Annotated in this window: 26 protein-coding genes; 19 read left to right on the top strand and 7 right to left on the bottom strand. The window is 70.2% G+C overall.

Translation table 11 applies throughout. The annotated features are described in order from the left end of the window. Position 1: 1 nt before the first annotated feature. Together AC5Y5B_RS23510 and AC5Y5B_RS23505 are read right to left on the bottom strand one after the other, a co-directional pair. Entirely contained in the window at positions 2–625 is a 624-nt protein-coding gene (locus tag AC5Y5B_RS23510) for a hypothetical protein (RefSeq protein WP_112634276.1), read from the bottom strand. A gap of 153 nt (positions 626–778) precedes the next feature. Further along, positions 779–1399: a hypothetical protein gene (locus AC5Y5B_RS23505; protein ID WP_205869160.1), complete on the bottom strand. Its 621-nt coding sequence runs from the start codon at positions 1397–1399 to the stop codon at positions 779–781. A 163-nt stretch (positions 1400–1562) separates the two neighbouring features. Between AC5Y5B_RS23505 and AC5Y5B_RS23500 the strand changes: the two genes are divergently transcribed. From AC5Y5B_RS23500 to AC5Y5B_RS23475, 6 genes are all read left to right on the top strand, one after another. Continuing rightward, positions 1563–1952, top strand: a complete 390-nt coding sequence (locus AC5Y5B_RS23500) for a secondary thiamine-phosphate synthase enzyme YjbQ (RefSeq protein ID WP_205869162.1) — start codon at positions 1563–1565, stop codon at positions 1950–1952. A gap of 129 nt (positions 1953–2081) precedes the next feature. Beyond that, the gene (gene alaS, locus AC5Y5B_RS23495) at positions 2082–4784 is read left to right on the top strand and encodes an alanine--tRNA ligase (protein ID WP_500006976.1); all 2703 of its coding nucleotides are present in this window, start codon (positions 2082–2084) and stop codon (positions 4782–4784) included. Continuing rightward, positions 4785–5303 carry a Holliday junction resolvase RuvX gene (gene ruvX, locus AC5Y5B_RS23490; protein ID WP_289176431.1) on the top strand — a complete coding sequence of 173 codons (519 nt, stop codon included), beginning with the start codon at positions 4785–4787 and terminating at the stop codon, positions 5301–5303. Beyond that, the gene (locus AC5Y5B_RS23485) at positions 5296–6543 is read left to right on the top strand and encodes an endolytic transglycosylase MltG (RefSeq protein WP_289176430.1); all 1248 of its coding nucleotides are present in this window, start codon (positions 5296–5298) and stop codon (positions 6541–6543) included. The genes ruvX and AC5Y5B_RS23485 overlap by 8 nt, the downstream gene beginning before the upstream one ends. Further along, a complete protein-coding gene (locus tag AC5Y5B_RS23480; protein WP_112635804.1) occupies positions 6518–7348 on the top strand; it encodes a shikimate dehydrogenase in 831 nt (276 codons plus the stop codon). Before AC5Y5B_RS23485 ends, AC5Y5B_RS23480 begins: the two co-directional genes overlap by 26 nt. 10 nt (positions 7349–7358) lie before the next feature. Continuing rightward, complete coding sequence (locus AC5Y5B_RS23475) at positions 7359–7796, top strand: prepilin peptidase (protein WP_112635816.1); 438 nt, start codon at positions 7359–7361, stop codon at positions 7794–7796. A 4-nt stretch (positions 7797–7800) separates the two neighbouring features. On the opposite strand, the gene AC5Y5B_RS23470 is transcribed toward AC5Y5B_RS23475, so the two are convergent. After that, positions 7801–8874 carry an LLM class flavin-dependent oxidoreductase gene (locus AC5Y5B_RS23470; protein ID WP_112635806.1) on the bottom strand — a complete coding sequence of 358 codons (1074 nt, stop codon included), beginning with the start codon at positions 8872–8874 and terminating at the stop codon, positions 7801–7803. Positions 8875–9020: 146 nt separating this feature from the next. On the opposite strand from AC5Y5B_RS23470, the gene aroC reads away from it, so the two are divergent. Genes aroC through aroQ form a run of 4 tightly spaced genes read left to right on the top strand, consistent with a single transcriptional unit; the run spans position 9021 to position 12274 of the window. After that, on the top strand, positions 9021–10226 hold the full coding sequence (aroC, locus tag AC5Y5B_RS23465; protein WP_500006972.1) for a chorismate synthase: 1206 nt from the start codon (positions 9021–9023) through the stop codon (positions 10224–10226). Beyond that, positions 10226–10750 (top strand): shikimate kinase, encoded by a 525-nt coding sequence (locus tag AC5Y5B_RS23460; RefSeq protein WP_112635064.1) that lies wholly within the window; start codon positions 10226–10228, stop codon positions 10748–10750. Before aroC ends, AC5Y5B_RS23460 begins: the two co-directional genes overlap by 1 nt. Further along, positions 10747–11835 carry a 3-dehydroquinate synthase gene (gene aroB / locus AC5Y5B_RS23455; RefSeq protein WP_112635065.1) on the top strand — a complete coding sequence of 363 codons (1089 nt, stop codon included), beginning with the start codon at positions 10747–10749 and terminating at the stop codon, positions 11833–11835. The genes AC5Y5B_RS23460 and aroB overlap by 4 nt, the downstream gene beginning before the upstream one ends. Further along, entirely contained in the window at positions 11828–12274 is a 447-nt protein-coding gene (gene aroQ / locus AC5Y5B_RS23450) for a type II 3-dehydroquinate dehydratase (protein WP_112635066.1), read from the top strand. Before aroB ends, aroQ begins: the two co-directional genes overlap by 8 nt. Here the strand turns inward: aroQ and AC5Y5B_RS23445 are convergent. Further along, positions 12271–12981, bottom strand: coding sequence for a B-4DMT family transporter (locus AC5Y5B_RS23445; RefSeq protein WP_205869221.1), 711 nt, complete (start codon positions 12979–12981; stop codon positions 12271–12273). The two genes, aroQ and AC5Y5B_RS23445, sit on opposite strands and share 4 nt — an antisense overlap. Before the next feature lie 33 nt (positions 12982–13014). On the opposite strand from AC5Y5B_RS23445, the gene AC5Y5B_RS23440 reads away from it, so the two are divergent. The 6 genes from AC5Y5B_RS23440 to AC5Y5B_RS23415 all read left to right on the top strand — a co-directional run bounded on the left by AC5Y5B_RS23440 (position 13015) and on the right by AC5Y5B_RS23415 (position 18938). Next, positions 13015–14124: a M24 family metallopeptidase gene (locus AC5Y5B_RS23440; RefSeq protein WP_112635067.1), complete on the top strand. Its 1110-nt coding sequence runs from the start codon at positions 13015–13017 to the stop codon at positions 14122–14124. 49 nt (positions 14125–14173) lie between these two features. Continuing rightward, on the top strand, positions 14174–14398 hold the full coding sequence (locus AC5Y5B_RS23435) for a hypothetical protein (RefSeq protein ID WP_133259302.1): 225 nt from the start codon (positions 14174–14176) through the stop codon (positions 14396–14398). Positions 14399–14525: 127 nt separating this feature from the next. Next, positions 14526–15089 carry an elongation factor P gene (efp, locus tag AC5Y5B_RS23430; RefSeq protein ID WP_066863465.1) on the top strand — a complete coding sequence of 188 codons (564 nt, stop codon included), beginning with the start codon at positions 14526–14528 and terminating at the stop codon, positions 15087–15089. Further along, the gene (gene nusB / locus AC5Y5B_RS23425; RefSeq protein ID WP_112635068.1) at positions 15086–15595 is read left to right on the top strand and encodes a transcription antitermination factor NusB; all 510 of its coding nucleotides are present in this window, start codon (positions 15086–15088) and stop codon (positions 15593–15595) included. The genes efp and nusB overlap by 4 nt, the downstream gene beginning before the upstream one ends. Further along, on the top strand, positions 15592–15981 hold the full coding sequence (locus AC5Y5B_RS23420; protein WP_112635069.1) for an antitermination protein NusB: 390 nt from the start codon (positions 15592–15594) through the stop codon (positions 15979–15981). The genes nusB and AC5Y5B_RS23420 overlap by 4 nt, the downstream gene beginning before the upstream one ends. Before the next feature lie 92 nt (positions 15982–16073). Next, entirely contained in the window at positions 16074–18938 is a 2865-nt protein-coding gene (locus AC5Y5B_RS23415) for an aminotransferase class I/II-fold pyridoxal phosphate-dependent enzyme (RefSeq protein WP_112635070.1), read from the top strand. A gap of 4 nt (positions 18939–18942) precedes the next feature. Here the strand turns inward: AC5Y5B_RS23415 and AC5Y5B_RS23410 are convergent, their stop codons facing one another. Continuing rightward, positions 18943–19227: a hypothetical protein gene (locus AC5Y5B_RS23410; protein WP_112635071.1), complete on the bottom strand. Its 285-nt coding sequence runs from the start codon at positions 19225–19227 to the stop codon at positions 18943–18945. A gap of 139 nt (positions 19228–19366) precedes the next feature. Between AC5Y5B_RS23410 and AC5Y5B_RS23405 the strand changes: the two genes are divergently transcribed. After that, positions 19367–20749: a sensor histidine kinase gene (locus AC5Y5B_RS23405; protein ID WP_112635078.1), complete on the top strand. Its 1383-nt coding sequence runs from the start codon at positions 19367–19369 to the stop codon at positions 20747–20749. Here AC5Y5B_RS23405 and AC5Y5B_RS23400 read toward each other — a convergent pair. Together AC5Y5B_RS23400 and AC5Y5B_RS23395 are read right to left on the bottom strand one after the other, a co-directional pair. After that, positions 20731–21399, bottom strand: coding sequence for a response regulator transcription factor (locus tag AC5Y5B_RS23400; protein WP_112635072.1), 669 nt, complete (start codon positions 21397–21399; stop codon positions 20731–20733). The genes AC5Y5B_RS23405 and AC5Y5B_RS23400 overlap by 19 nt on opposite strands. After that, positions 21399–22226: a COG4705 family protein gene (locus tag AC5Y5B_RS23395; protein ID WP_500006962.1), complete on the bottom strand. Its 828-nt coding sequence runs from the start codon at positions 22224–22226 to the stop codon at positions 21399–21401. Before AC5Y5B_RS23395 ends, AC5Y5B_RS23400 begins: the two co-directional genes overlap by 1 nt. 229 nt (positions 22227–22455) lie before the next feature. Between AC5Y5B_RS23395 and AC5Y5B_RS23390 the strand changes: the two genes are divergently transcribed. Continuing rightward, complete coding sequence (locus AC5Y5B_RS23390; protein ID WP_500006960.1) at positions 22456–23217, top strand: GntR family transcriptional regulator; 762 nt, start codon at positions 22456–22458, stop codon at positions 23215–23217. Further along, a complete protein-coding gene (locus AC5Y5B_RS23385) occupies positions 23214–23444 on the top strand; it encodes a 4Fe-4S dicluster domain-containing protein (RefSeq protein WP_324686874.1) in 231 nt (76 codons plus the stop codon). The genes AC5Y5B_RS23390 and AC5Y5B_RS23385 overlap by 4 nt, the downstream gene beginning before the upstream one ends. Positions 23445–23469: the final 25 nt, after the last annotated feature.

Here is a 23469-nt window from a genome sequence, read left to right as displayed (position 1 = left end):
GTCAGACCAGCTCGGGCACCCGCAGGTGGGCGATGGCCAGCTCGAACTCGGCCACGTCGATCACCTCGGCGCCCAGCTCCCGCACCCGCCTGCTGCGCAGTTCGCTGGCGCGGTCGCGGTTGCGGGCCATCGCCTCCATCGAGTCGAATGTGGAGCAGGTGACGGCCCGGCGGCAGGCGGGGTGGTCGACCAGCAGGCTGGCGCTGCAGAACCCGTCGAGGTTTTCCATTTCGGGCAGCACCGAGGACCGGTAGAACTCCAGCGACCGGTTCAGCTGATCCGGCACCACCTTGAGCCAGGTGGCGCGCACGCACGCGCCCTGGCGGGACGGGTGGTCGCGGTGCAGCAGGGCGATGTCCCATTCCTCCACGCGGGCGCTGCCGTCGAACATCAGCGCGGCCCGGTCCCGGATGGGCGCGACCCGCTCGGCGCTGCCGCGCATCGCCTCGATGGTCTCCCACGAGCTGGTGGCGATGCAGGTGCCGGATTGCCGGTCGATCAACAGCGACAGCCCTACGCACCCGTCGATCTCGGTGAGGGCGGGCATGACGACGTCGCGAACGTGCGCAATTCCGATGTCGACCGACAGGGGTTGCGCCTGGATGGTGGTGGAACGTGCGTACACGGTCGACCCCTTCTGTGTAGGGGCGGCACCCCGGTGGCGCCACCGGTCCCACCAGTTACCTTCCTCCTGCCCGTTGCGCGCCGCAATGGTTTGGGGGCGCGGGCCGGCGGCCGGCCGAATGCCTGGTTCGGCCGGTCCGTCGCCGCATCTCGATCAGACCAGCTCGGGCACCCGGAGGTGCGCTAGCGCTAGCTCGAACTCGGCTTCGTCGAGTTCCTCGGCACCCGCCTCTTGCATCGAGGAGTTCTTCAGCGCACCCGCCTGTTCCCTGTTCCGCTCCATCGCATCGACGCTGTCGAACGTCGCGGAGGACACGCCACGCCCGGAGGAGCGGTCGATCAGAAGGCTCGCGCTGCAGAACCCGTCGAGGCTCTCGAGCTGGGGCAGGACGGACGACTTGTAGTACTCGATGCCTTGGTCCATGCCTTCCGGCGGCACCCGGACCCAAGTCGCACGCACGCCCGCGCCGTCGGGCGCGCGGTGGTCGCGATGCAGCACCGCGATCTCCCACTGCTCGACGTTCGCCGTGCCCCCGAACCTTTCCGCCGCCCGATCACGGATCGGCGTCACGGTGTCACCGCTGGCGCGCATGGACTCATCGCTTTCCCAGGCGCTGGTGGCGATGCACCGGCCCGAACGACGGTCGACCAAAAGGGATACTCCGACGCACCCCGGCATACCTTGCAGCGCGAGCATGACCTCATCGCGAACATGCGCAATTCCGGCGTCGATGGACGAGGGTTGCGCCTGAATTGTGGTAGAGCGTGCGTACACGATCCACCCCCTCTTTGTTCGGGGCAGCGCCCCGGTGACGCCACCGGTCTGACCTACCTTCCTCCTGCCGGTGGGCACCCGCAATGCCCAACTGTGGCCGCGCTCACAAACGATTGGCTGCTCGCGACGGGCGCGCCGTAGGCTTGGCCGGGTGCATACCGATGTGTTGGACGTGGACACTTCGCGCCGCCGCATCGTCGATCTCACCGACGCGGTGCGCGGGTTCTGCCGGTCGCGCGGGGACGGCCTGTGCAACGTGTTCGTCCCGCACGCCACGGCGGGGGTGGCCATCATCGAGACCGGCGCCGGTTCGGACGACGACCTGGTCGACACGCTGGAGCGGCTGCTGCCGCGCGACGACCGGTACCGGCACGCGCACGGCTCGGAGGGTCACGGCGCCGACCATGTGATGCCGGCGCTCGTCGCACCGTCGGTGACGGTTCCCGTCTCGGGCGGGGAGCCGATGCTGGGCACGTGGCAGAGCATCGTCCTGGTCGACCTGAACCGGGACAACTCGCAACGCTCGGTGCGACTGAGCTTTCTGCAGGGTTAGCGGCCGGGTGCCCGGGGCACCGGGCCAGGTACTGTGAGCGGTCGAAATGCGTCGTTAGATGGGCGTCTCACACCCGGCGAATAGGCTGGGAGTTAGACGTCGAAGTAACGGAAAGAAGCGGGCTGGAAAGTGCAGACACACGAGATCAGGAAGCGGTTTCTTGATCATTTCGTGAAGGCGGGCCACACCGAGGTGCCGAGCGCCTCGGTGATCCTCGACGACCCCAACTTGCTGTTCGTCAACGCGGGCATGGTGCAGTTCGTGCCCTACTTCCTGGGCGCGCGCACGCCCGAGTTCTCGACCGCCACCAGCATCCAAAAGTGCATCCGCACTCCCGATATCGACGAGGTCGGGATCACCACCCGGCACAACACGTTCTTTCAGATGGCGGGCAACTTCTCGTTCGGCGACTACTTCAAGCGCCGCGCCATCGAGCTGGCCTGGACCCTGCTGACCAACGGCGTCGAGCAGGGCGGCTACGGGCTGGATCCCGAACGCATCTGGACGACGGTCTTTTTCGATGACGACGAGGCCGTGCAGCTGTGGCAGGAGATCGCCGGGCTGCCCGAGGACCGCATCCAGCGCCGCGGCATGGAGGACAACTATTGGTCGATGGGCATCCCCGGCCCGTGCGGCCCGTCCTCGGAGATCTACTACGACCGGGGGCCGGAGTTCGGCGTCGAGGGCGGCCCGATCGCCAACGAGGACCGCTACATCGAGATCTGGAACCTCGTGTTCATGCAGAACGAGCGGGGCGAGGGCACCGGCAAAGCCGACTTCGAGATCCTGGGGCCGTTGCCGCGCAAGAACATTGACACCGGCATGGGGGTGGAGCGGGTCGCCTTCATCCTGCAGGGCGTGCACAACGTCTACGAAACCGACCTGCTGCGCCCGCTCATCGACACCGCCGCCGCGCGGGCGCCCCGCGGGTATGACGCGGGCAACCACGACGACGACGTGCGCTACCGGGTGATCGCCGACCACAGCCGCACCGCGGCGATCCTGATCGGCGACGGCGTCACGCCCGGCAACGACGGCCGCGGCTACGTGCTGCGCCGGCTGCTGCGCCGGGTGATCCGCTCGGCCAGGCTGCTCGACATCGAGGGGCCCATCGTCGGTGACCTGATGGCCACGGTGCGCGACGCGATGGGGCCGTCGTACCCCGAACTGGTCACCGACTTCGACCGGATCAAGCGCATCGCCGTCGCCGAGGAGACCGCGTTCAACCGCACGCTGGCGGCGGGCTCGAAGCTGTTCGACGAGGTGGCCGGCACCACCAAAGCCTCAGGCGCGAAGGCGATTTCGGGCTCGGACGCCTTCACCCTGCACGACACCTACGGATTCCCCATCGAGCTCACGCTGGAGATGGCCTCCGAGGCCGACCTGCACGTGGACGAGGTCGGCTTCCGGGAACTGATGGCCGAACAGCGCCGCCGCGCCAAGGCCGACGCCGCCGCGCGCAAACACGCCCACGCCGACCTGACCGCTTACCGCGAACTGGTCGACGCCGGACCCACCGAGTTCACCGGCTTCGACGAATTGACTTCCGAGGCAAGGATTCTGGGCATCTTCGTGGACGGCAAGCGGGTCCCGGTGGTCACCCATGGCACCGAGGGTGCCGACCGGGTCGAACTCGTGCTGGACCGCACGCCGCTGTATGCGGAGGCCGGCGGCCAGATCGCCGACGAGGGCACCATCAGCGGAACGGGCGCCGGCGAGACGGCCCGCGCGGCGGTCACCGATGTGCAGAAGATCGCCAAAACCCTGTGGGTGCACCGGGTCAACGTCGAGTCCGGTGAATTCGTGGAAGGCGACACCGTCGTCGCGGCGGTCGACCCGCAGTGGCGCCGCGGCGCCACCCAGGGCCACTCGGGCACCCACATGGTGCACGCGGCGCTGCGACAGGTGCTGGGCCCCAACGCCGTTCAGGCCGGGTCGCTGAACCGCCCGGGCTACCTGCGATTCGACTTCAACTGGCAGGGCCCGCTGTCCGAGGAACAGCGCACCCAGGTCGAAGAGGTGACCAACCAGGCCGTGCAGGCCGACTTCGAGGTGCACACGTTCACCGAGCAGCTGGAGAAGGCCAAGGCGATGGGCGCGATGGCCATGTTCGGCGAGGCCTACCCCGACGAGGTGCGGGTGGTGGAGATCGGCGGCCCCTTCTCGCTGGAGCTGTGCGGGGGAACCCACGTGCACAACTCGGCCCAGATCGGGCCGGTGACCATCCTGGGCGAATCCTCGGTCGGCTCCGGGGTGCGCCGGGTGGAGGCCTACGTCGGGCTGGAGTCGTTCCGGCACCTGGCCAAGGAACGCGCGCTGATGGCGGGGCTGGCGTCGTCGCTCAAGGTGCCCTCCGACGAGGTGCCCGCCCGGGTGGCCAACTTGGTGGAGCGGCTCAAGGCGGCGGAAAAGGAACTCGAACGCGCCCGGCTGGCCGGGGCGCGGGCCGCCGCGACCAACGCCGCGACGGGCGCCGAGCGCATCGGTAACGTCCGGGTGGTGGCGCAACGGATGTCGGGCGGGATGACGGCGGGCGATCTGCGCTCGCTGGTCGGCGACATCCGCGGCAAGCTGGGCAGCGATCCGGCGGTGGTCGCGCTGATCGCCGAGGGCGAAGGCGGGTCGGTGCCCTACGCCGTCGCCGCCAACCCGGCCGCCCAGGACCTGGGGCTTCGCGCCAACGACCTGGTCAAGCAGCTCGCGGCGACCGTCGACGGCCGCGGCGGGGGAAAGGCGGACCTGGCGCAGGGATCCGGCAAGGATCCGGCCGGCATCGACGCGGCGCTCGACGCGGTACGTTCCGAGATCGCCGTGATAGCGCGGGTCGATTGAGTGGTCTTGACACAGCACCGCCTGCCTGACCGGCCCGGAGATCCCGACCAGGACCCGGGCCGGGGACGACGGCTCGGCATCGACGTGGGCAGCGTGCGCATCGGCGTGGCCTGCAGCGACCCCGACGCCATCCTGGCCACCCCGGTGGAGACCGTGCGCCGCGACCGCAACGGCAAGCACCTGCGGCGGCTGGTCGCGCTGGTCGCCGAATACGAGGCCGTCGAGGTGGTGGTCGGACTGCCGCGCACGCTGGCCGATCGCACCGGCCCGTCGGCGCTGGACGCGATCGAGGTGGCCGACAAGCTGGCGGAAGCACTGGCCCGCCGCGTTCCTCCCGTTCCGGTGCGGCTGGCCGACGAGCGGCTGACCACCGTGGCCGCCCAGCGCTCGCTGCGCGCGGCCGGGGTGCGGGCCAAAGAACAGCGTGCGGTGATCGATCAGGCCGCGGCGGTGGCGATCCTGCAGAGTTGGCTGGATCAGCGCCGCGCGGCGACGGCGGGGGAGCTCAGCGATGGTTGACAGCGCACGGCGGGAACGGGCCGAGCCCGAGGCGGTGGGCGCGCCGCCGGGGCGCAAGCCCGGCCGCGTCGCCCGCAAGGCCGAGCGGGGCCGCCGGCGGCGGCGCTTCGCCGGCAAGATCGTGCTCGCCCTCGTCGTCGTGGTGGTGCTCGCCGGCGTCTTGGTGGGCGGCAAGCTGTGGCACACGCTGTTCGGGCCCGGCGACGACTACACCGGCAGCGGCAAGCGGGACCTGGTGATTCAGGTCCAGGCCGGTGACTCGACCACCAACATCGGCGAGACGCTGCAAAAAGAGCAGGTCATCAAGACCGTGCGGGCGTTCGTCAACGCCGCACACGGCAACAGCGCCATCAACGCGATCCAGCCGGGCTTCTACCGGATGCGCACCGAGATCCCGGCCGCCAACGCCGTCGCGCGGCTGACCGACCCGAAGAGCCGGGTGGGCCGGCTGGTCATCCCCGAGGGCCGCCAGCTCGACGACACCACCGACATGAAGACCAACGTGGTGACGCCGGGAATCCTGACGCTGATCTCGCGTGCCACCTGCGTCGACCTGGACGGGGACACGCACTGCGTTCCGGCGCAGGGCCTGCGGGCGGCCGCCACCAACAGTTCCGCCCTGGCGTTGGCGGTGCCGCCATGGGCGACCGAACCCGTCGGCGAGCTCGGCAAGGACCACCGCCGCATCGAAGGCCTGATCGGGCCGGGCACCTTCAACATCGATCCGTCGGCGTCGCCCGAGGCCATCCTGGCCACCCTGGTCGGCGCCGGCGCCGAGGAGTACGTCAAGTCCGGGCTGGTGGACACCGCCCAGGCCCTGGGCCTGTCGCCCTACGACATCCTGGTGGTGGCGTCCCTGGTGCAGCAGGAATCCAACTCCCAGGACTTCGCCAAGGTTGCGCAGGTCATCTACAACCGGCTGCACGCCCACCACACGCTCGAGTTCGACTCGACGGTCAACTACCCGCTGGACCGCCGCGAGGTGGCCACCAGCGACGCCGACCGGGCCCAGAAGACGCCGTGGAACACCTACGTGTCGCAGGGCCTGCCGGCCACCGCGATCTGTTCGCCCGGCACCGACGCGCTGAACGCCGCCGAGCACCCGCAGCCCGGCGACTGGCTGTACTTCGTCACCATCGACGCGCAGGGCACGACGCTGTTCACCCGCGACTACCAACAGCATCTGGCCAACATCGAGCTGGCTAAGCACAACGGTGTCCTCGACAGCACCCCCCGCTAGCTCGGCGCCCCGCAAGGCGGCCGTGCTCGGCAAGCCGATCGCCCACTCGAAATCCCCGCAGTTGCACCTGGCCGCCTACCGCGCGCTGGGCCTGGCCGACTGGACCTACGAGCGCATCGAATGCGACGCCGAGCAGCTGCCCGGCGTCCTCGGCGGCCTCGGCCCGGAATGGGTTGGGGTGTCGGTGACCATGCCCGGCAAGTTCGCCGCCCTGCGGTTCGCCGACGAGCGCACCGAGCGCGCGCGCCGAGTGGGTTCGGCCAACACCCTGGTCCGCACGCCGACCGGCTGGCGGGCCGACAACACCGACATCGACGGGGTCGCCGGGGCGCTGGGCAGCGCGTCGGGATGGGCGCTGGTCTGTGGATCGGGGGGCACCGCGCCGGCGGCCGTCGCCGGCCTGGCGCAGCTGGGCGTCGCCGGCATCACCGTGGTGGCCCGCAACCCCGACAAGGCGGCCCGGCTGGTGCAGCTGGGCGACGACCTGGGCGTGCCGACCCGGTTCTGCGACCTGGACGGCGAGGTGCTCGCCGACGAGGTGGCGGGCGCCGAGGTGCTGGTCAGCACCATCCCGGCGGACGTGGCCGCCCGCTATGCCGGCACCTTCGGACGCATCGGCGTGCTGCTGGATGCCGTCTACGACCCGTGGCCGACGCCGCTGGCCGCCACGGTGAGCGCCGCCGGCGGCCGGGTGATCAGCGGTGTGCAGATGCTGCTGCATCAGGCTTTCGCGCAGGTGGAGCAGTTCACCGGGCGGCCCGCGCCGCGCGAGGCCATGACTTGCGCGGTGGCCGCGCCGGATTAGCGTGCCGCGCATGCGAGTCGCTGCGGCGTTCCTGGTGCTGGCCTGGCTGGCGGCGCTGAGTGGGTACGACATCCGGGAACGCCGCCTGCCCAACGCGCTGACGCTGACCGGGGCCGCGATGATTCTGGCGGCCGCGACGCTGGCCGGCCGCGGCCCGTCGGCGCTGGCCGGGACCGGGGCGCTGACCGCGATCTATCTCGCGGTGCACTGCGCGTCGCCGGGCGCAATGGGCGCCGGTGACGTCAAGCTGGCCCTCGGCCTGGGCGCGTTGACCGGCTGCTTCGGCGCCGGCGCCTGGTTTCTGGCGGCGTTGGGCGCGCCGCTGCTGACGGCGGCGCTGGGGATGGTGGCCCGGGTTCCCGGTGGTGCCGACCGCACGGGCTCGGTGCCGCACGGGCCGTCGATGTGTCTGGCCAGCGCGGCGGGGGTGGGGCTGGCGCTGCTCTGAGCGCTCAGTCCGCGGCGGCCGTCGGGCGCAACAGCGGCAACAGCTGGTTGCCGAGCCGGACGGTCTCCGACTTGTACGGGGTGTCCGACAGGACGAAATGCGTGACCCCGAGGTCGGCGTACTTGCGCAGCGCGGCGGCGACCTCGGCGGCCGAGCCCACCAGCCATGTCGTCCCGGCGCCCTCGCCGCCGTACTTGCTCGGCGTCGTGTACAGGCAGGAATCGAGCACTTCGCCGCGCCCGGCGAGATCGGTCAGCCGCCGCTGGCCCGCGGATCCCGCCGGGTCGTGCAGCAGCAGCATGGTCGGCGTGCCGGCCAGCTTGGCGACCTTCGCCTCGGCGTCGCGCCAGGCCTGCTCGGACGTGTCGCGCACCAGCGTGGTCACCCGAAGGCCGAACTCCAGCGGCGCGTGCTCGCGACCGAGCTTGTCGGACAACGACTTCAGCCTGTCGATGCGTTCGGCGATCCCGTCCAGCGGCTCACCCCAGAACAGTTGGACATCGGCATCGGTCGCCGCGACCTGCTCGGCGGCCGCCGACGCTCCGCCGAAGTAGAGCTTCGGGGACCGGCCTTCGTCCGCGCCGAGCGGGCGCGGCTGCAGCGTCGAGTGTTCGACGCGGTAGAACTCGCCGCGGAAGGTCACGTCGTCCTGGGTCCACAACCGGCGGACCAAGCGGATGAATTCGCGGGTGCGGTCGTAGCGGCGCGCCTTGTCGACCTCGGGGTCGCCGTAGGCGGCCGGGTCGTCGGCGCCGCTGACGACGTTGATGAGCAGCCGGCCGTTGTTGAGCCGGTCCAGCGTCGCCGCCGCGCTGGCGAAATGCGCCGGATGCCAGTAGCCCGGGCGCACCGCCACCAGGGGCGCGAAGTTGGTGGTGCGCGCGGCGATCGCGGTCGCGACCGTGAACGTGTCCGGCCGCCCCCAGCCGGTGCCGATCAGCGCACCTTGCCAGCCGTGTTGCTCGGCGCGCTGCGCCAGATCGACCGAGTAGTCCAGGCTTCCCCAGCCGTCGACGGTGTCGTCGCCGCGATGGCCCGGCTCGACGGTATTCGGTATGTACCAGAGAAATTGACCCACCGGACAACATGGTGGCAGATCAGCGCGGCGCCCCCGCCGGCATCGCGGCGTAACTCGTGGTCAGGTCAGGAATCACCGCGGATGAAAGTCTCGCGACCGCCGCGCGGATTTAAGTCAGCGCAGGTGCCCATGGGACAATGGGACCCGTGTTGCGTTGGATCACTGCTGGGGAGTCGCACGGTCGCGCGCTGGTGGCCGTGCTCGAAGGCATGGTCGCCGGTGTGGAGGTCACCTCCCTCGACATTTCCGAACAGCTGGCCCGCCGCCGCCTCGGCTACGGCCGCGGCGCCCGCATGGCGTTCGAGCGGGACGCGGTGAGCGTGCTGTCCGGGGTGCGTCACGGTGTCACCCTCGGCGGGCCCATTGCCGTCGAGATCGGGAACACCGAATGGCCGAAGTGGGAGACCGTGATGGCCGCCGACCCGGTCGACCCGGGCGAGCTGGCCGACAGCGCGCGCAACGCGCCGCTCACCCGGCCGCGGCCCGGCCACGCCGACTACGCCGGCATGCTCAAGTACGGCTTCGACGACGCCCGCCCGGTGCTCGAGCGGGCCAGCGCCCGCGAGACCGCGGCCCGCGTCGCGGCGGCCACCATCGCCCGGTCGTTCCTGCGCCAGGCGCTGGGCGTCGAGGTGCTCTCGCACGTCATCTCGATCGGCCCCTCGGCCCCCTATGCTGGGCCGCCGCCCGGCATGGGCGACCTGCCCGCGATCGACGCCAGCCCGGTGCGCGCCTACGACAAGGCCGCCGAGGAGGCGATGATCGCCGAGATCGAGGACGCCAAGAAGGACGGCGACACCCTCGGCGGCGTGGTCGAGGTGGTGGCCCTTGGCCTGCCGGTCGGGCTGGGCTCGTTCACCAGCGGCGACAACCGGCTCGACAGCCAGCTCGCCGCGGCCGTGATGGGCATCCAGGCGATCAAGGGCGTCGAGGTCGGCGACGGCTTCGAGACGGCGCGCCGCCGCGGCAGCCGCGCCCACGACGAGATGTATCCGGGCCCCGACGGCGTGGTCCGCTCGACCAACCGCGCGGGCGGCCTCGAGGGCGGCATGACCAACGGCCAGCCCCTGCGGGTGCGCGCCGCGATGAAGCCCATCTCCACGGTGCCGCGGGCGCTGGCCACCGTCGACATGGCGACCGGCGACGAGGCCGTCGCGATCCACCAGCGCTCGGACGTGTGCGCGGTGCCGGCCGCCGGCGTGGTGGTCGAGGCCATGGTGGCGCTGGTGCTGGCCCGCGCGGCGCTGCAGAAGTTCGGCGGCGATTCGCTGGCCGAAACCCGCCGCAACGTCGAGTCCTACCGGCGGGCGGTCGCCGAGCGGGAGTCGCCGGCCGCCCGGGGTACCGGGTAATGGCGCCCAAGGCGGTGTTGGTGGGTTTGCCGGGCTCGGGCAAGTCCACGATCGGCCGGCGGCTGGCCAAGACGCTCGGGGTCGACTTCCTGGACACCGACGCGGCCATCGAGCAGCAGACCGGGCGCCGCATCGCCGACATCTTCGCCACCGACGGCGAGCCGGAATTCCGGCGCATCGAGGAGGACGTGGTGCGCGCCGCGCTGGCCGATCACGACGGCGTGGTGTCACTCGGGGGCGGCGCCGTCACCAGCCCGGGGGTGCGGGAGGCGCTCGCCGGTCACACCGTCGTCTACCTCGAGATCAGCGCCACCGAAGGCGTGCGGCGCACCGGCGGTAACGCGGTGCGCCCGCTGCTGGCCGGGCCCGATCGCGCCGACAAGTACCGCGCGCTGATGGCCGAACGCAGCCCGCTGTACCGGCGGGCCGCGACCATCCGCGTCGACACCAACCGGCGCAACCCCGGCGCGGTGGTGCGCTACATCGTCTCGCGGTTGCAGGCCCCCGCGGGGGCCGCGACATGACCCGCCCCGGTGATCCGGTCACCATCGAGGTGGCCGTCGACCCGCCGTACCCGGTGATCGTCGGCACCGGCTTGCTCGGCGAGCTGGACGAACTTTTGTGCAACCGGCACAAGGTGGCCGTCGTGCATCAACCGGTGCTCGCCGAGACCGCCGAAGTGATCCGAAGCCGGTTGGCGGACAAGGGGGTTGACGCGCATCGCATCGAGATCCCGGACGCCGAAGAGGGCAAAGATCTTCCGGTCGTGGGCTTCCTGTGGGAAGTGCTGGGCCGCATCGGGATCGGACGCAAGGACGCACTGGTCAGCCTCGGTGGCGGCGCGGCCACCGACGTCGCCGGATTCGCGGCGGCCACCTGGCTGCGCGGCGTCGACATCGTGCACGTGCCCACCACGCTGCTCGGCATGGTCGACGCGGCCGTCGGCGGCAAGACCGGGATCAACACCGACGCGGGCAAGAACCTGGTCGGGTCGTTCCATCAGCCGCACGCCGTCCTGGTCGACCTCGACACGCTGAAGACGTTGCCGCACAACGAACTTGTGGCCGGGATGGCCGAAATCGTCAAGGCGGGGTTCATCGCCGATCCGGTGATCCTCGACCTCATCGAGGCCGATCCGCGGGCCGCCGTCGACCCGTCGGGGGACGTCTTGGCGGAGCTGATCCGCCGCGCGATCGCCGTCAAGGCCGAGGTGGTGGCCGCCGACGAGAAAGAGTCGGAGCTGCGCGAAATCCTGAACTACGGACACACTTTGGGGCACGCCATCGAGCGCCGCGAGCGTTACCAGTGGCGCCACGGCGCCGCCGTGTCGGTGGGCCTGGTCTTCGCCGCCGAGCTGGCGCGGCTGGCCGGCCGGCTCGACGACGCCACCGCGCAACGCCACCGCACCATCCTGGCCGCGCTCGGCCTGCCGGTCAGCTACGACGCCGACGCGCTGCCGCAGCTGCTGGAATACATGGCGGGAGACAAGAAATCGCGCGCCGGCGTGCTGCGGTTCGTGGTCCTCGACGGGCTGGGCAAGCCGGGCCGGCTGGCCGGACCCGACCCGGCGCTGCTGGCGGCGGCCTACGCGGGAGTGGCCCATGAGTAAGACCGTCAACGTCCTCAACGGCCCGAACCTGGGCCGGCTCGGTCGGCGGGAGCCCGACGTGTACGGCGACACGACACACGATCAGCTGGCCGCGTTGATCGAGCGGGAGGCCGACGCGCTGGGCCTCAAAGCCGTTGTGCGGCAAAGTGATAGCGAAGCCGAACTGCTGGACTGGATTCATGCGGCCGCCGACGCGGGCGAACCGGTGATCCTCAACGCCGGCGGGCTCACCCACACCTCGGTGGCGCTGCGCGACGCCTGCGCCGAGCTCAGTGAGCCCCTGATCGAGGTGCACATCTCCAATGTCCATGCGCGCGAGGAATTTCGGCGGCATTCCTATCTGAGCCCGGTCGCCACCGGCGTGATCGTGGGCCTGGGGGTGCAGGGCTACCTGCTCGCCCTGCGCTATCTGGCCGGGGAGCCCGGCGCCAACAGCTAGCCCTTGTCGTGTTCGGTGCCCGGCGTGGTGTGCTCCTCGCCGGTGCGGATCACCTCGGTCTTCGGGTCGTCCTCGGGCTTGGCGATCGTCTCGGTCGGGGATTCGGTAGTGGCCACCGTGTCGGTGGGCGCCTCGCGCTCGGCCGTGGCGACCGACCCGGCCCGCGCCTCGCCCTGTGCGCCGGACGCCTGCGCGGGGATCTCGCCGGTGGGGGCGTCGTCGCCGCGCACCGCGGAGAACACGTCGGTATCGGCCCGCTCATCGTCGGTGCCCGGCCGCCGCGGCGGGGGATTGCGGTCCACCCGCCAGCGCCCGATGGTCACGCCGATGATCCCGGGCAGGAAGACGCACAGCGCGGTGAAGGCGGCAAAGGTCGTGATCTCGTTGAGCAGCCCGCCGGTGTACAGGCCGTTGTAGACGAGCGCGATCAGCCAGGACACGGCGCCGCTGAGGACACCGGCCAGCAGGCCGGCCAGCAGCCACGTCATCGCCAGGTCGCCGCGGCGGTCCGGATCCGGGTTGGCGATGGCGTCACGGCGGCCGTCGAGCACCCCCCACGCGGCCACGCCGATGATGAACAGCAGCAGCAGCACCACGCTGAACAACCCGGCGTTCGTCTGCCACGCGTTGATCAGTGCACCTTGGAACAATCGGACTACGACCATCGCCGCGGCGTAGACCAATCCGCGCAGCATCCAGTTACTCATGGCCCAAAAGCGTAGCGAGTACCGTCAAGACCTGTGACACATTCACAGCGTCGAGACAGGCTCAAAGCGCGACTCGAGGCGGGCGGACTGGATGCGCTGCTGGTCACGGACCTGGTGAACGTCCGTTACCTCACCGGTTTCACCGGATCCAACGGCGCGTTGCTGGTGTTCGCCGACGATCGGGGCCCCGTGCTGGCCACCGACGGGCGGTACCGAACCCAGGCCGCCGAGCAGGCGCCGGACCTCGACGTCGCCATCGAACGGGCGCTCGGGCGCTACCTGGTCGCGCAGGCCGCCGAGGCGGGCGCGCAGAAGCTGGGCTTCGAAAGCAACGTGGTGACCGTCGACGGGTTCGACGCCCTGACCCGCGAGCTCGACGACCGCAAAGCGGCCACCGAGTTGGTCAAGGCCGCCGGGACCGTCGAGGCGTTGCGCGAGGTCAAGGACGCCGGCGAGGTCGCGCTGCTGCGGCTGGCCTGCGAGGCGGCCGACGCCGCGCTGAGCGATCTGGTGGCGCGTGGCGGCCTGCGGCCCGGCCGCACCGAACGCGAGGTCAGCCGCGAGCTGGAGGCCCTGATGCTCGACCACGGCGCCGAGGCGATCTCGTTCGAGACCATCGTGGCCGCCGGGCCGAATTCGGCGATCCCGCACCATCGCCCCACCGACGCCGTGCTGGCCAGCGGAGATTTCGTGAAGATCGACTTCGGCGCGCTGGTCGGCGGCTACCACTCCGACATGACCCGCACCTTCGTGCTCGGCAAGGCCGCCGACTGGCAGCTGGAGATCTACCAGCTGGTCGCCGACTCGCAGCGGGCCGGCCGGGAGGCGCTGCACGCCGGCGCCGACCTGCGCGAGGTGGACGCCGCGGCCCGCCAGGTGATCGCCGACGCCGGTTATGGCGAGCAGTTCAGCCACAGCCTGGGCCACGGCGTGGGCCTGGAGATCCACGAAGCGCCGGGCATCGGCACCACGTCCACCGGCACGCTGCTGGCCGAATCGGTGGTGACGGTGGAACCCGGGGTCTACCTGCCCGGCCGCGGCGGGGTGCGCATCGAGGACACCTTGGTCGTGCCCCAGCCGGCCAGCGGCAAGCCGCCGGAATTGCTGACCAAGTTCCCCAAGGAGCTGGCCGTCCTGGGGTAGCCCTCGCAGGTCCTCCGGGGGGCTTGCCCCCGCGAGTACAGTCGGGTGGGTGAACGGGGTGGCACGGGGTTTGGCGCGCCTCCGAGACTTCCGGTGGGACATGTACGCCCAGCCCCTTCGGGAGACGCGGCTCGAGATGCAGATCGTGTACTTCGCGATCCGCATGCCGTTCGCTGGGGGGGTCACCGTCCACTTCCCGCTGCTGACCATGGTCAAGCCGCTGCCCTCGCCCGACGAGCGCACCGCGATGGGCTCCGAACCGGTGCGCCGCTGACGGGGTTTGGCCCGTCACCGCGCCGACCCCGGCCCGCGAGGCCGCGCCCGGCGGCGCTCTAAACTGGCCGACAAGTCACAGACAGCCGCGCAGCCGACTGTCCATCCCCGAGGAGATATACCGAACCGTGGCAAGCACTGCCGATTTCAAGAACGGACTGGTGCTGGTGATCGACGGCCAGCTGTGGCAGATCGTCGAGTTCCAGCACGTCAAACCCGGCAAGGGCCCGGCCTTCGTGCGGACCAAGCTGAAGAACGTGCTCTCCGGCAAGGTCGTCGACAAGACGTACAACGCCGGGGTCAAGGTGGAGACCGCCACCGTCGACCGGCGCGACGCCACCTACCTCTACCGCGACGGCTCGGACTTCGTGTTCATGGACAGCCAGGACTACGAGCAGCACCCGCTGCCGGAGTCGCTGGTCGGCGACGCCGCCCGGTTCCTGCTGGAGGGTCTGCCGGTGCAGGTGGCGTTCCACAACGGGTCACCGCTGTACCTGGAACTGCCGGTGTCGGTCGAGATGGAGGTCACCCACACCGAGCCCGGCCTGCAGGGCGACCGCTCCAGCGCGGGCACCAAGCCGGCCACGGTGGAGACCGGCGCCGAGATCCAGGTGCCGCTGTTCATCAACACCGGCGACAAGCTGAAGGTGGACACGCGCGACGGCAGCTACTTGGGCCGCATCAACGCGTGAGTAGGCCCGTGAGGGGACGCCATCAGGCCCGCAAACGCGCCGTCGACCTGTTGTTCGAAGCCGAGGCCCGCGGTCTGAGCCCGGCGGAGGTGGTCGACGTGCGCACCGGGCTCGCCGAAACCAACCCCGAGATCGCGCCCCTGCAGCCGTATACGGCCGCGGCGGCCCGGGGCGTCGGCGAGCACGCCGCGCACATCGACGACCTGATCAGCTCGCATCTGCAGGGTTGGACGCTGGACCGGCTGCCCGCCGTGGACCGCGCGATCCTGCGGGTCGCGGTCTGGGAGCTGCTGTACGCCGACGACGTGCCCGAGCCGGTGGCCGTCGACGAGGCCGTCCAGCTGGCCAAGGAGCTGTCCACCGATGATTCGCCCGGCTTCGTCAACGGGGTGCTCGGCCACGTCATGCTGGTGACGCCGCAGATCCGGGCCGCCGCCGAGGCGGTCCGGGGCGCGCGGGATCCCGACGTCGCGGCAACCCCGGAGGGCCCCGGACCGCAGCCATGACCCGGTTGGAGCTGCGCCTGCTCGTTGCGGCCGCGCTGGCCGCGGCGGTGGTGCTGGGCGCGGTGATCTGCGCCGCCTTCCACCTGACCGTCGTCGCCTCGGTGCTCTCGATCTTCGCGCTGGGGGTCGGCGCCTGGCTGTATCACTGCGTCGAACGGGTGGTCCTCGCCCGCCGCATCAGCACGGTGCGCTCGGCCGCCAAGCCGCTGCAGCCGCTGTTGCCGGTGATGGCGGCGATCATGGGGCTGACGCAGGGCGTGGTGCGCTCGCTGTCCGATGTCACCGAACTGCCGGCGCGCCGCTGGGAGTTGCCGATGCTGCGATGGGTGGACGGCGGCCGGGGTAATCGCCGTGTGGTGGAAAGTGACGACGAGGCGGATCGCTGATCAAGCTGGGGTGAAACGACCACGGGCATGCCGCGGCGGGTTGACAATACGAGCGGCACGTCAGCGGCGGCGAACGAAGAACAGGTGAGGTCATGATTCGATACAGCACCCAGCCGCGACGACTTCGGGTGTCGGCCCTGGCGGCCGTGGCCAACCCCTCCTACGCGCGGGTCGACACCTGGAACCTGCTCGACGACGCCTGCCGTCACCTCGCCGAGGTCGACCTCGCCGGGCTGGACAAGACCCACGACGTGGCCCGGGTGAAACGCCTGATGGACCGCATCGCCGCCTACGAGCGGTACTGGCTGTACCCCGGTGCGGCGAATCTGGCGATCTTCCGCGCCCACCTGGAAAGCCTGTCCACGGTGCGGCTCACCGAAGAGGTCTCCCTGGCCGTGCGGTTGCTGAGTGAATATGGCGACCGCGCAGGGCTTTTCGACACGTCGGCACCCCTGGACGACCAGGAACTGGTGGCCCAGGCCAAACAGCAGCACTTCTACACGGTGCTGCTCGCCGACGACGCCCCCAGCACCGCGCCGGACAGCCTGGCCGAGTGCCTGCGCGCGCTGCGCGCACCGTCTGACGACGTGCAGTTCGAGATCCTGGTGGTTCCCAGCGTCGAGGACGCCATCACCGCGGTCGCGCTCAACGGGGAGATCCAGGCCGCGATCATCCGCGACGACCTGCCGCTGCGGTCCCGCGACCGGCTGCCGCTGATGAACACGCTCCTCGGACCCAACGAGGACGCCGGCGACGGCATCCCCGACCGGGCCAACTACTGGGTGGAGTGCGGCGAATGGATCAGGGAGCTGCGGCCCCACATCGACCTGTATCTGCTCACCGACGAGTCGATCGCGGCCGGTGACGACACCGAGCCCGACGTCTACGACCGGACGTTCTACCGGCTCAACGACGTCACCGATCTGCACAGCACGGTCCTCGCCGGTCTGCGGAACCGTTACGCCACACCGTTTTTCGATGCGCTGCGGGCGTATGCCGCGGCGCCGGTCGGCCAATTCCACGCCCTGCCCGTGGCGCGCGGCGCCAGCATCTTCAACTCCAGGTCGCTGCAGGACATGGGGGAGTTCTACGGCCGCAACATCTTCATGGCCGAAACCTCCACCACCTCCGGCGGTCTGGACTCGCTGCTCGATCCGCACGGCAACATCAAAAAGGCGATGGACAAGGCAGCCAAGACGTGGAACGCCGACCACACCTACTTCGTCACCAACGGGACGTCGACCGCCAACAAGATCGTCGTGCAGTCGCTGACGCGGCCGGGCGACATCGTGCTGATCGACCGCAATTGCCACAAGTCGCACCACTACGGGCTGGTGCTGGCCGGCGCCTACCCCTTGTATCTGGACGCCTACCCGCTGCCGCAGTTCGCGATCTACGGCGCGGTGTCGCTGCACACCATCAAGCAGACGCTGCTGGACCTGGAGGCGGCCGGGCAGCTGCACCGGGTGCGCATGCTGCTGCTGACCAACTGCACCTTCGACGGAGTCGTCTACAACCCGTTGCAGGTCATGCAGGAGGTGCTGGCGATCAAGCCGGACATCTGCTTCCTGTGGGACGAGGCGTGGTACGCGTTCGCCACGGCCGTTCCGTGGGCCCGGCAGCGAACGGCGATGGTGTCCGCCGAACGCCTCGAGCAGATGCTCGCCTCGCCGGAATACGTTGAGGAATACCGGAAATGGGCCGCCACCATGGAGGGCGTCGACCGGTCGGAGTGGATCGAGCGCGAGTTGATGCCCGACCCGGCCACCGCGCGGGTCCGCGTCTACGCCACCCATTCCACCCACAAATCGCTGTCGGCGCTTCGGCAGGCGTCGATGATCCATGTGCGCGACCAGGATTTCAACGCGCTCACCCGCGATTCGTTCGGTGAGGCGTTTTTGACCCACACGTCGACATCACCCAACCAGCAACTGCTGGCCTCATTGGACCTGGCGCGCCGCCAGGTCGACATCGAGGGCTTCCAGCTGGTCCGGCAGGTCTACGACATGGCGCTGGTCTTCCGGCATCGGGTGCGCAAGGACCGGCTGATCAGCAAGTGGTTCCGCATCCTCGACGAATCCGATTTGGTGCCAGAGGAATTCCGGGAGTCCTCGGTGAGCTCCTACCGCGAGGTCAGGCAGGGGGCGCTGGCCGAGTGGAACGAGGCGTGGCGCTCCGACCAGTTCGTGCTGGACGCCACCCGCGTGACCCTGTTCGTCGGCGCGACCGGGATGAACGGCTACGACTTCCGCGAGAAGATCCTGATGGAACGATTCGGCATCCAGATCAACAAGACGTCGATCAACAGCGTGCTGTTGATCTTCACGATCGGCGTCACGTGGTCGAGCGTGCACTATCTGCTCGACGTGTTGCGAAGGGTGGCAATCGATTTCGACCGCATCCAGAAGGCGGCCAGCGTCGCCGACCGCGCGCTGCAAGAACGTCATGTCGAGGAGATCACCGAGGATCTGCCGCATCTGCCCGACTTCAGCGAATTCGACATGGCGTTTCGGCCCGTCGACGAGTGCAAATTCGGCGACATGCGCTCGGCGTTCTACGCCGGATACGAGGAGTCCGACCGCGAACACGTGCTGATCGGCATGGCCGGGCGACGACTGGCCGAGGGCAAGACCCTGGTGTCGACCACGTTCGTGGTCCCCTACCCGCCGGGCTTCCCGGTGCTGGTCCCCGGTCAGGTGGTGTCCAAGGAGATCGTCTACTTCCTGGCCCAGCTCGACGTCAAGGAAATCCACGGATACAACCCCGATCTCGGGTTGTCGGTGTTCACCGAGACGGCGCTGGCGCGCATGGAGGCGCAACGCAACGCCGCGATGGCGGCGGTGGGTTCGGTGACCGCGGCCTTCGAGCTGCCCTCGGACGCGTCGGCAACCAACGGAGCGCGCAACAACGGGGCCGACGGCGCCCCCGCGGTGCCGTCGGTCGCCGACAGCGGCTGAGCGATCAGCCGGTCTTCGCGGGCGGCTGGGCGGCGCACGTGGTGCGCGCCGAGGTGTGCGGTGCGCCGGGCGACCAGTCGGTGATGCCCCGCCGGATTCCCTGGATGAGCGCGTCCCGGCCCGCCGGGGCCGTTTCGTTGCAGCTCGAACTGAGGGTGCCGAACGGGCTGGGGTCGGCGCCGGCCGGCGCCGCCACCAGCACGCCCGTGCCGAACAGCACTGCCGCGCTGACCAGCAACCGGGTGGTCACACGGTCGCGACGACGCGAAGAGCGTGCGGTACCAGACATGACACCGTCAGCCTAGGACGGCGGCCCTGAGAGGGCGCTGAGAGCGCGCTGAGCTCGGTGTTCTGCGCGGGGCCGCGGCCCTGCGAGAATCGACGGCGTGCGGATATTCGGTGGTCGGGAGGCTCGGCCCCGCGGGCGGCTGCGCCCGCGGCATCTGCCGCACCTGGGCATCTCGGCCCGCTCGGCGGCGGTGTCGGCGATCGTCGTGCTGTGCGCGCTGGGCGTCGCCGGCGCGGGACTGGACGCGATCCTGTACCGGTCGCTGCTGGCGGGCGTCGATTACGCCGCCGCCGAACGGGTCCGCGATATCACCAAGGCGCTGCAGTCCGATTCGCTCGACGACCTCGACAACCACTTGCTGACCACCGACCAGCGGGTGGTCGCGACCCAGTTGATCGGCCCGGACGGCACCGTGGTCAGACGATCCGGCTCGGCGCCGAAGACACCGCTGGTCTCGCCGGACCAGTTCGACTTCACTCTGCGCCGCGGTTTGCCCGACGACGCGGTGGCCGGCGACGACATGCGGGTCAGCGGCCAAAAGGTGGCGACCCGATCCGGCGTCTACACGGTGCTGGTGGGAGGGGGCAGCGAGGCGGTCGAGGGGACCGCGCGGGCCCTGGCGATCGTGTTGGCCGGCAGCGCGCCGGTGATCGTCGCGGTGGTGGCGGGGGCGACCTACTGGCTGGTGCGCCGCTCGCTGCAGTCGGTGGACGCGATCCGGACCCGGGTGGCCGACATCTCGACATCCGATCTGGCCGGGCGGGTTCCGGTGCCCGACAGCCATGACGAGATCGCGGCCCTGGCCGTCACCATGAACGAGATGCTCTCGCGGCTGGAAGCGGGTCACCGCGAGCAGCAACGCTTCGTGGGCGACGCGTCCCACGAACTGCGCAGCCCGCTGGCCACCATCATCTCCGGGCTGGAGGTGGCCGAGGCCCATCCCGACCTGCTCGACGCCGAGCTCGCCGTCAACACCCTGTTGCCCGAGGCGCAGCGCATGCACACCCTGATCGAGGACCTGCTGCTGCTGGCCCGCGCCGACGAGCAGCGGCTGCTGCGGCGCAGGGAGCCGGTGGCACTCGACGACCTGGTGCGGGCCGAGGCCGACCGGGCCCGCCGCGACGCGCAGTGCGTGATCCACACCGACATGAGCCCGGTGCGTCTGGACGCCGACCCGGTGGCCATGTCGCGGATGATCCGCAACCTCGTCGAAAACGCTGTCCGCCACGCGGTTTCGTGTGTCGCCATCGAAGTCCGCGGCGACGACGCGACGGCGGTCCTGACCGTCAGCGACGACGGCCCCGGCATCGCCCCCGCCGACCGCAACCGGGTGTTCGAACGTTTCGTGCGCCTGGACTCCGACCGGGCGCGCAGCGGGGGAGGAACCGGGCTCGGGCTGGCGATCGTCGCCGAGGTCGTCGCCGCGCATGGGGGCGCGGTCGCCATCGACGACGGGCCCAGCGGGGGAACCACCATGGTTGTGACGTTGCCGCGGCAGGGGTCTCAGCACACCAACCGGTAGCCGACCCCCCGGATCGTCTCGATCGTGTTGGTACCGAAGGGAACATCGATCTTGCGGCGCAGATAGCCCACGTAGACCTCGACGACGTTGTCCGGCCCGTGATGGTGGGCATCCCACACGTTCTGCAGTATCTCGGCCTTGGTCACCACCACGTCCATGTTGCGCATCAGGTATTCGAGCACCCCGTACTCGCGGGGAGTCAGCGCGATCGGCGTCGAGCCCCGCTTGACGGTGTGCCGGGCGGGATCGAGCGCCAGCGACCCCGCTTTGAGTACCACCGGGCGCGCCGGTGCGCCGCGGCGAACCAGCGCCCGCAGCCGCGCCACCAGCACCCGGAACGAGAACGGCTTCGTCAGATAGTCATCCGCGCCCAGATCGAAGGCATCGGTCTCGTCGTACTCACCGTCCTTGGCGGTCAGCATGAGCACCGGCGTCCATACGTTGTGCGACCGCATCCGGCGCAGCACCTCATAGCCGCTGAGGCCGGGCAGCATGATGTCGAGAACGATGACGTCGAAAGCGTTTTCGGTGGCCTCCCGCAGGGCGTCGACACCGTTGCCGGCGGCCACGACGACGAACCCCTCCGCCTTGAGCCCCCTGGTCAGGGTCGCGGCCAGCCGTGGTTCGTCCTCAACGAGCAGGACTCTCATCAGCGCGCGTCCCGATCCGAGCGCTCGGCGCCGCTGTCCGGCTGGGCTTGTGGCGCATCGTCTTCGGGCCGGCCGGGGTGCCGGCCGGGACGCTGCGGGATGATCACGAGGAGCACCGCGATGAGCGCCGCGATCACCGCCGAGGCCAGCGGGCGACTCCACGCCAGGCCGCCGTCCGCGACGGGCTTGTCGATGAAGTCACCCACGGTCGCCCCCAGCGGCCGGGTGAGGATGAACGCGACCCAGAACAGCGTGACGCGGGAAATCGAGGTCCAGAAGTACAGGGCGGCGACCACCGCCAGGCCGGCCGCGAACACCAGCGCGCCGCGTTCGTAACCGAAATCGCGGGTGTCGGCCAGCCAATCCCCGAGCGCGGTGCCCAGCGTCTGCGAAAACGTGATGGTCGCCCAGTAGAAGGCCTCCACTTTGGGCGTCGAGACGGTGCTGACCGATACGGTGCCCTGCGACCATCGCCACAGTCCCAGGGTGGCCAGCAGGCACGCCAGCAGCACCAGCGATCCGCCCGTGTACCCGATGCCCAGCGAGCGGTCCGCGAAATCGGCCAGCACGGTGCCGAAGGTCGTCGAGGCCACGATCGTCGCCCAGTACAGGACCGCATGGAACCGGTTGGCCAGGATCTGGGCCGCCACCAGAGCCACCAGCGCGACGCCGAAAATCGCGACCCCGGCGGCGTAGCCCCAATTGAGGGTCATCGTGACGGTGTCGCCACCCGTCTCGCCCAACGTCGTCGCCAACACCTTGATGACCCAGAAGCCCAGGGTGACGGCGGGCACCTTGGTCAGCGTGTGCTTCGAGACGTCAGTCATGCACGTCATCTTCCGCTATCGGTGCCCGACACGGAATTCCCGAGTGCGACGCCCGCGGCAGGTTCTGCTCACCGGGATCACAAAGCCGGCGGGTTCTCGCAGGTGGCGCAATGACGCGGCGGGCGGCGGTTTGTGCTGGTGGGGCCCGAACGCCGCCCGGCGCAATACGCCCTGGCGCGGCCACGGTCGCGCATCGGCGCCCCGGAAAGCGGCCCTGAGCTGCACTAGCGTGACTGCCGTGGCGCACCCCGTACCGATTGCAGGACCCAGGGCCGACCGTGCCCGCCGGGTCGCCGACGTGCTGCGCCAGCAGATCCACGCCGACGCCTATCCGGCGGGCCTGCCCGCCGAACAGGACTTGGCCGCCGAATTCTCGGTCTCGCGCAACACCATTCGCGAGGCGCTGGCCGTCCTCAAGCACGAGGGGCTGATCGACCGCGGGCCGAAGGTGGGCACGCACGTCGCGCAGCGCAAGTACGACCACGGCCTGGACGCGCTGCTGGGCCTGAAGGAGACGTTCAAGGACCTCGGTGAGGTCCGCAACGAGGTGCGCGCCGCGATGCCGGTCACCGCGCCGCCGTCGGTGGCACGCCGGCTGCGGCTGCAGCCCGGTGAGCAGGCGGTGTTCGTCGAGCGGTTGCGGTACCTGGGCGAGCTGCCGCTGAGCCTGGACCTCACCTACCTCGCCCCGGACATCGGCCGCGAGGTGCTGAACCATGCGCTGGAGACCAACGACCTGTTCGCGCTCATCGAGCAGGTGAGCGGGCAGCGGCTGGGGTCGGCGGCACTGGCGCTCGAGGCCATCCCGGCCGACGCGCACTCGGCGGCCACGCTGCAGCTGCCCGACGGCGCGGCGCTGCTGATGCTGGAGCGACTCACCAGCCTGGCCGACGGCACACCCGTCGACCTGGAGTACATCCGGATGCGCGGCGACCGAATCACCATGCGCGGCAATCTCATGAGAGCCGAGCCGATGAGGAGCAATCGATGACGCTGATCAACAACAACCGCGCCGACGTGCCGGTCACCATCGACGAGTCGCTGTGTATCGACGGCTGCACGCTGTGCGTGGAGGTCTGCCCCCTCGATGCGCTGGCCATCAACCCCGACACCGGCAAGGCCTACATGCACGTCGATGAGTGCTGGTACTGCGGTCCCTGCGCGGCGCGCTGTCCCACCGGTGCCGTCACCGTCAACATGCCCTACCTCCTTCGCTGAAAAGCGTTCAATCCCAGGATCTTCG

The organism is Mycobacterium sp. NGS33 (genome assembly GCF_059812885.1).
The sequence above is the reverse complement of the archived record's forward strand: the minus strand, read 5'-3'. Positions and strand labels throughout refer to the sequence as shown.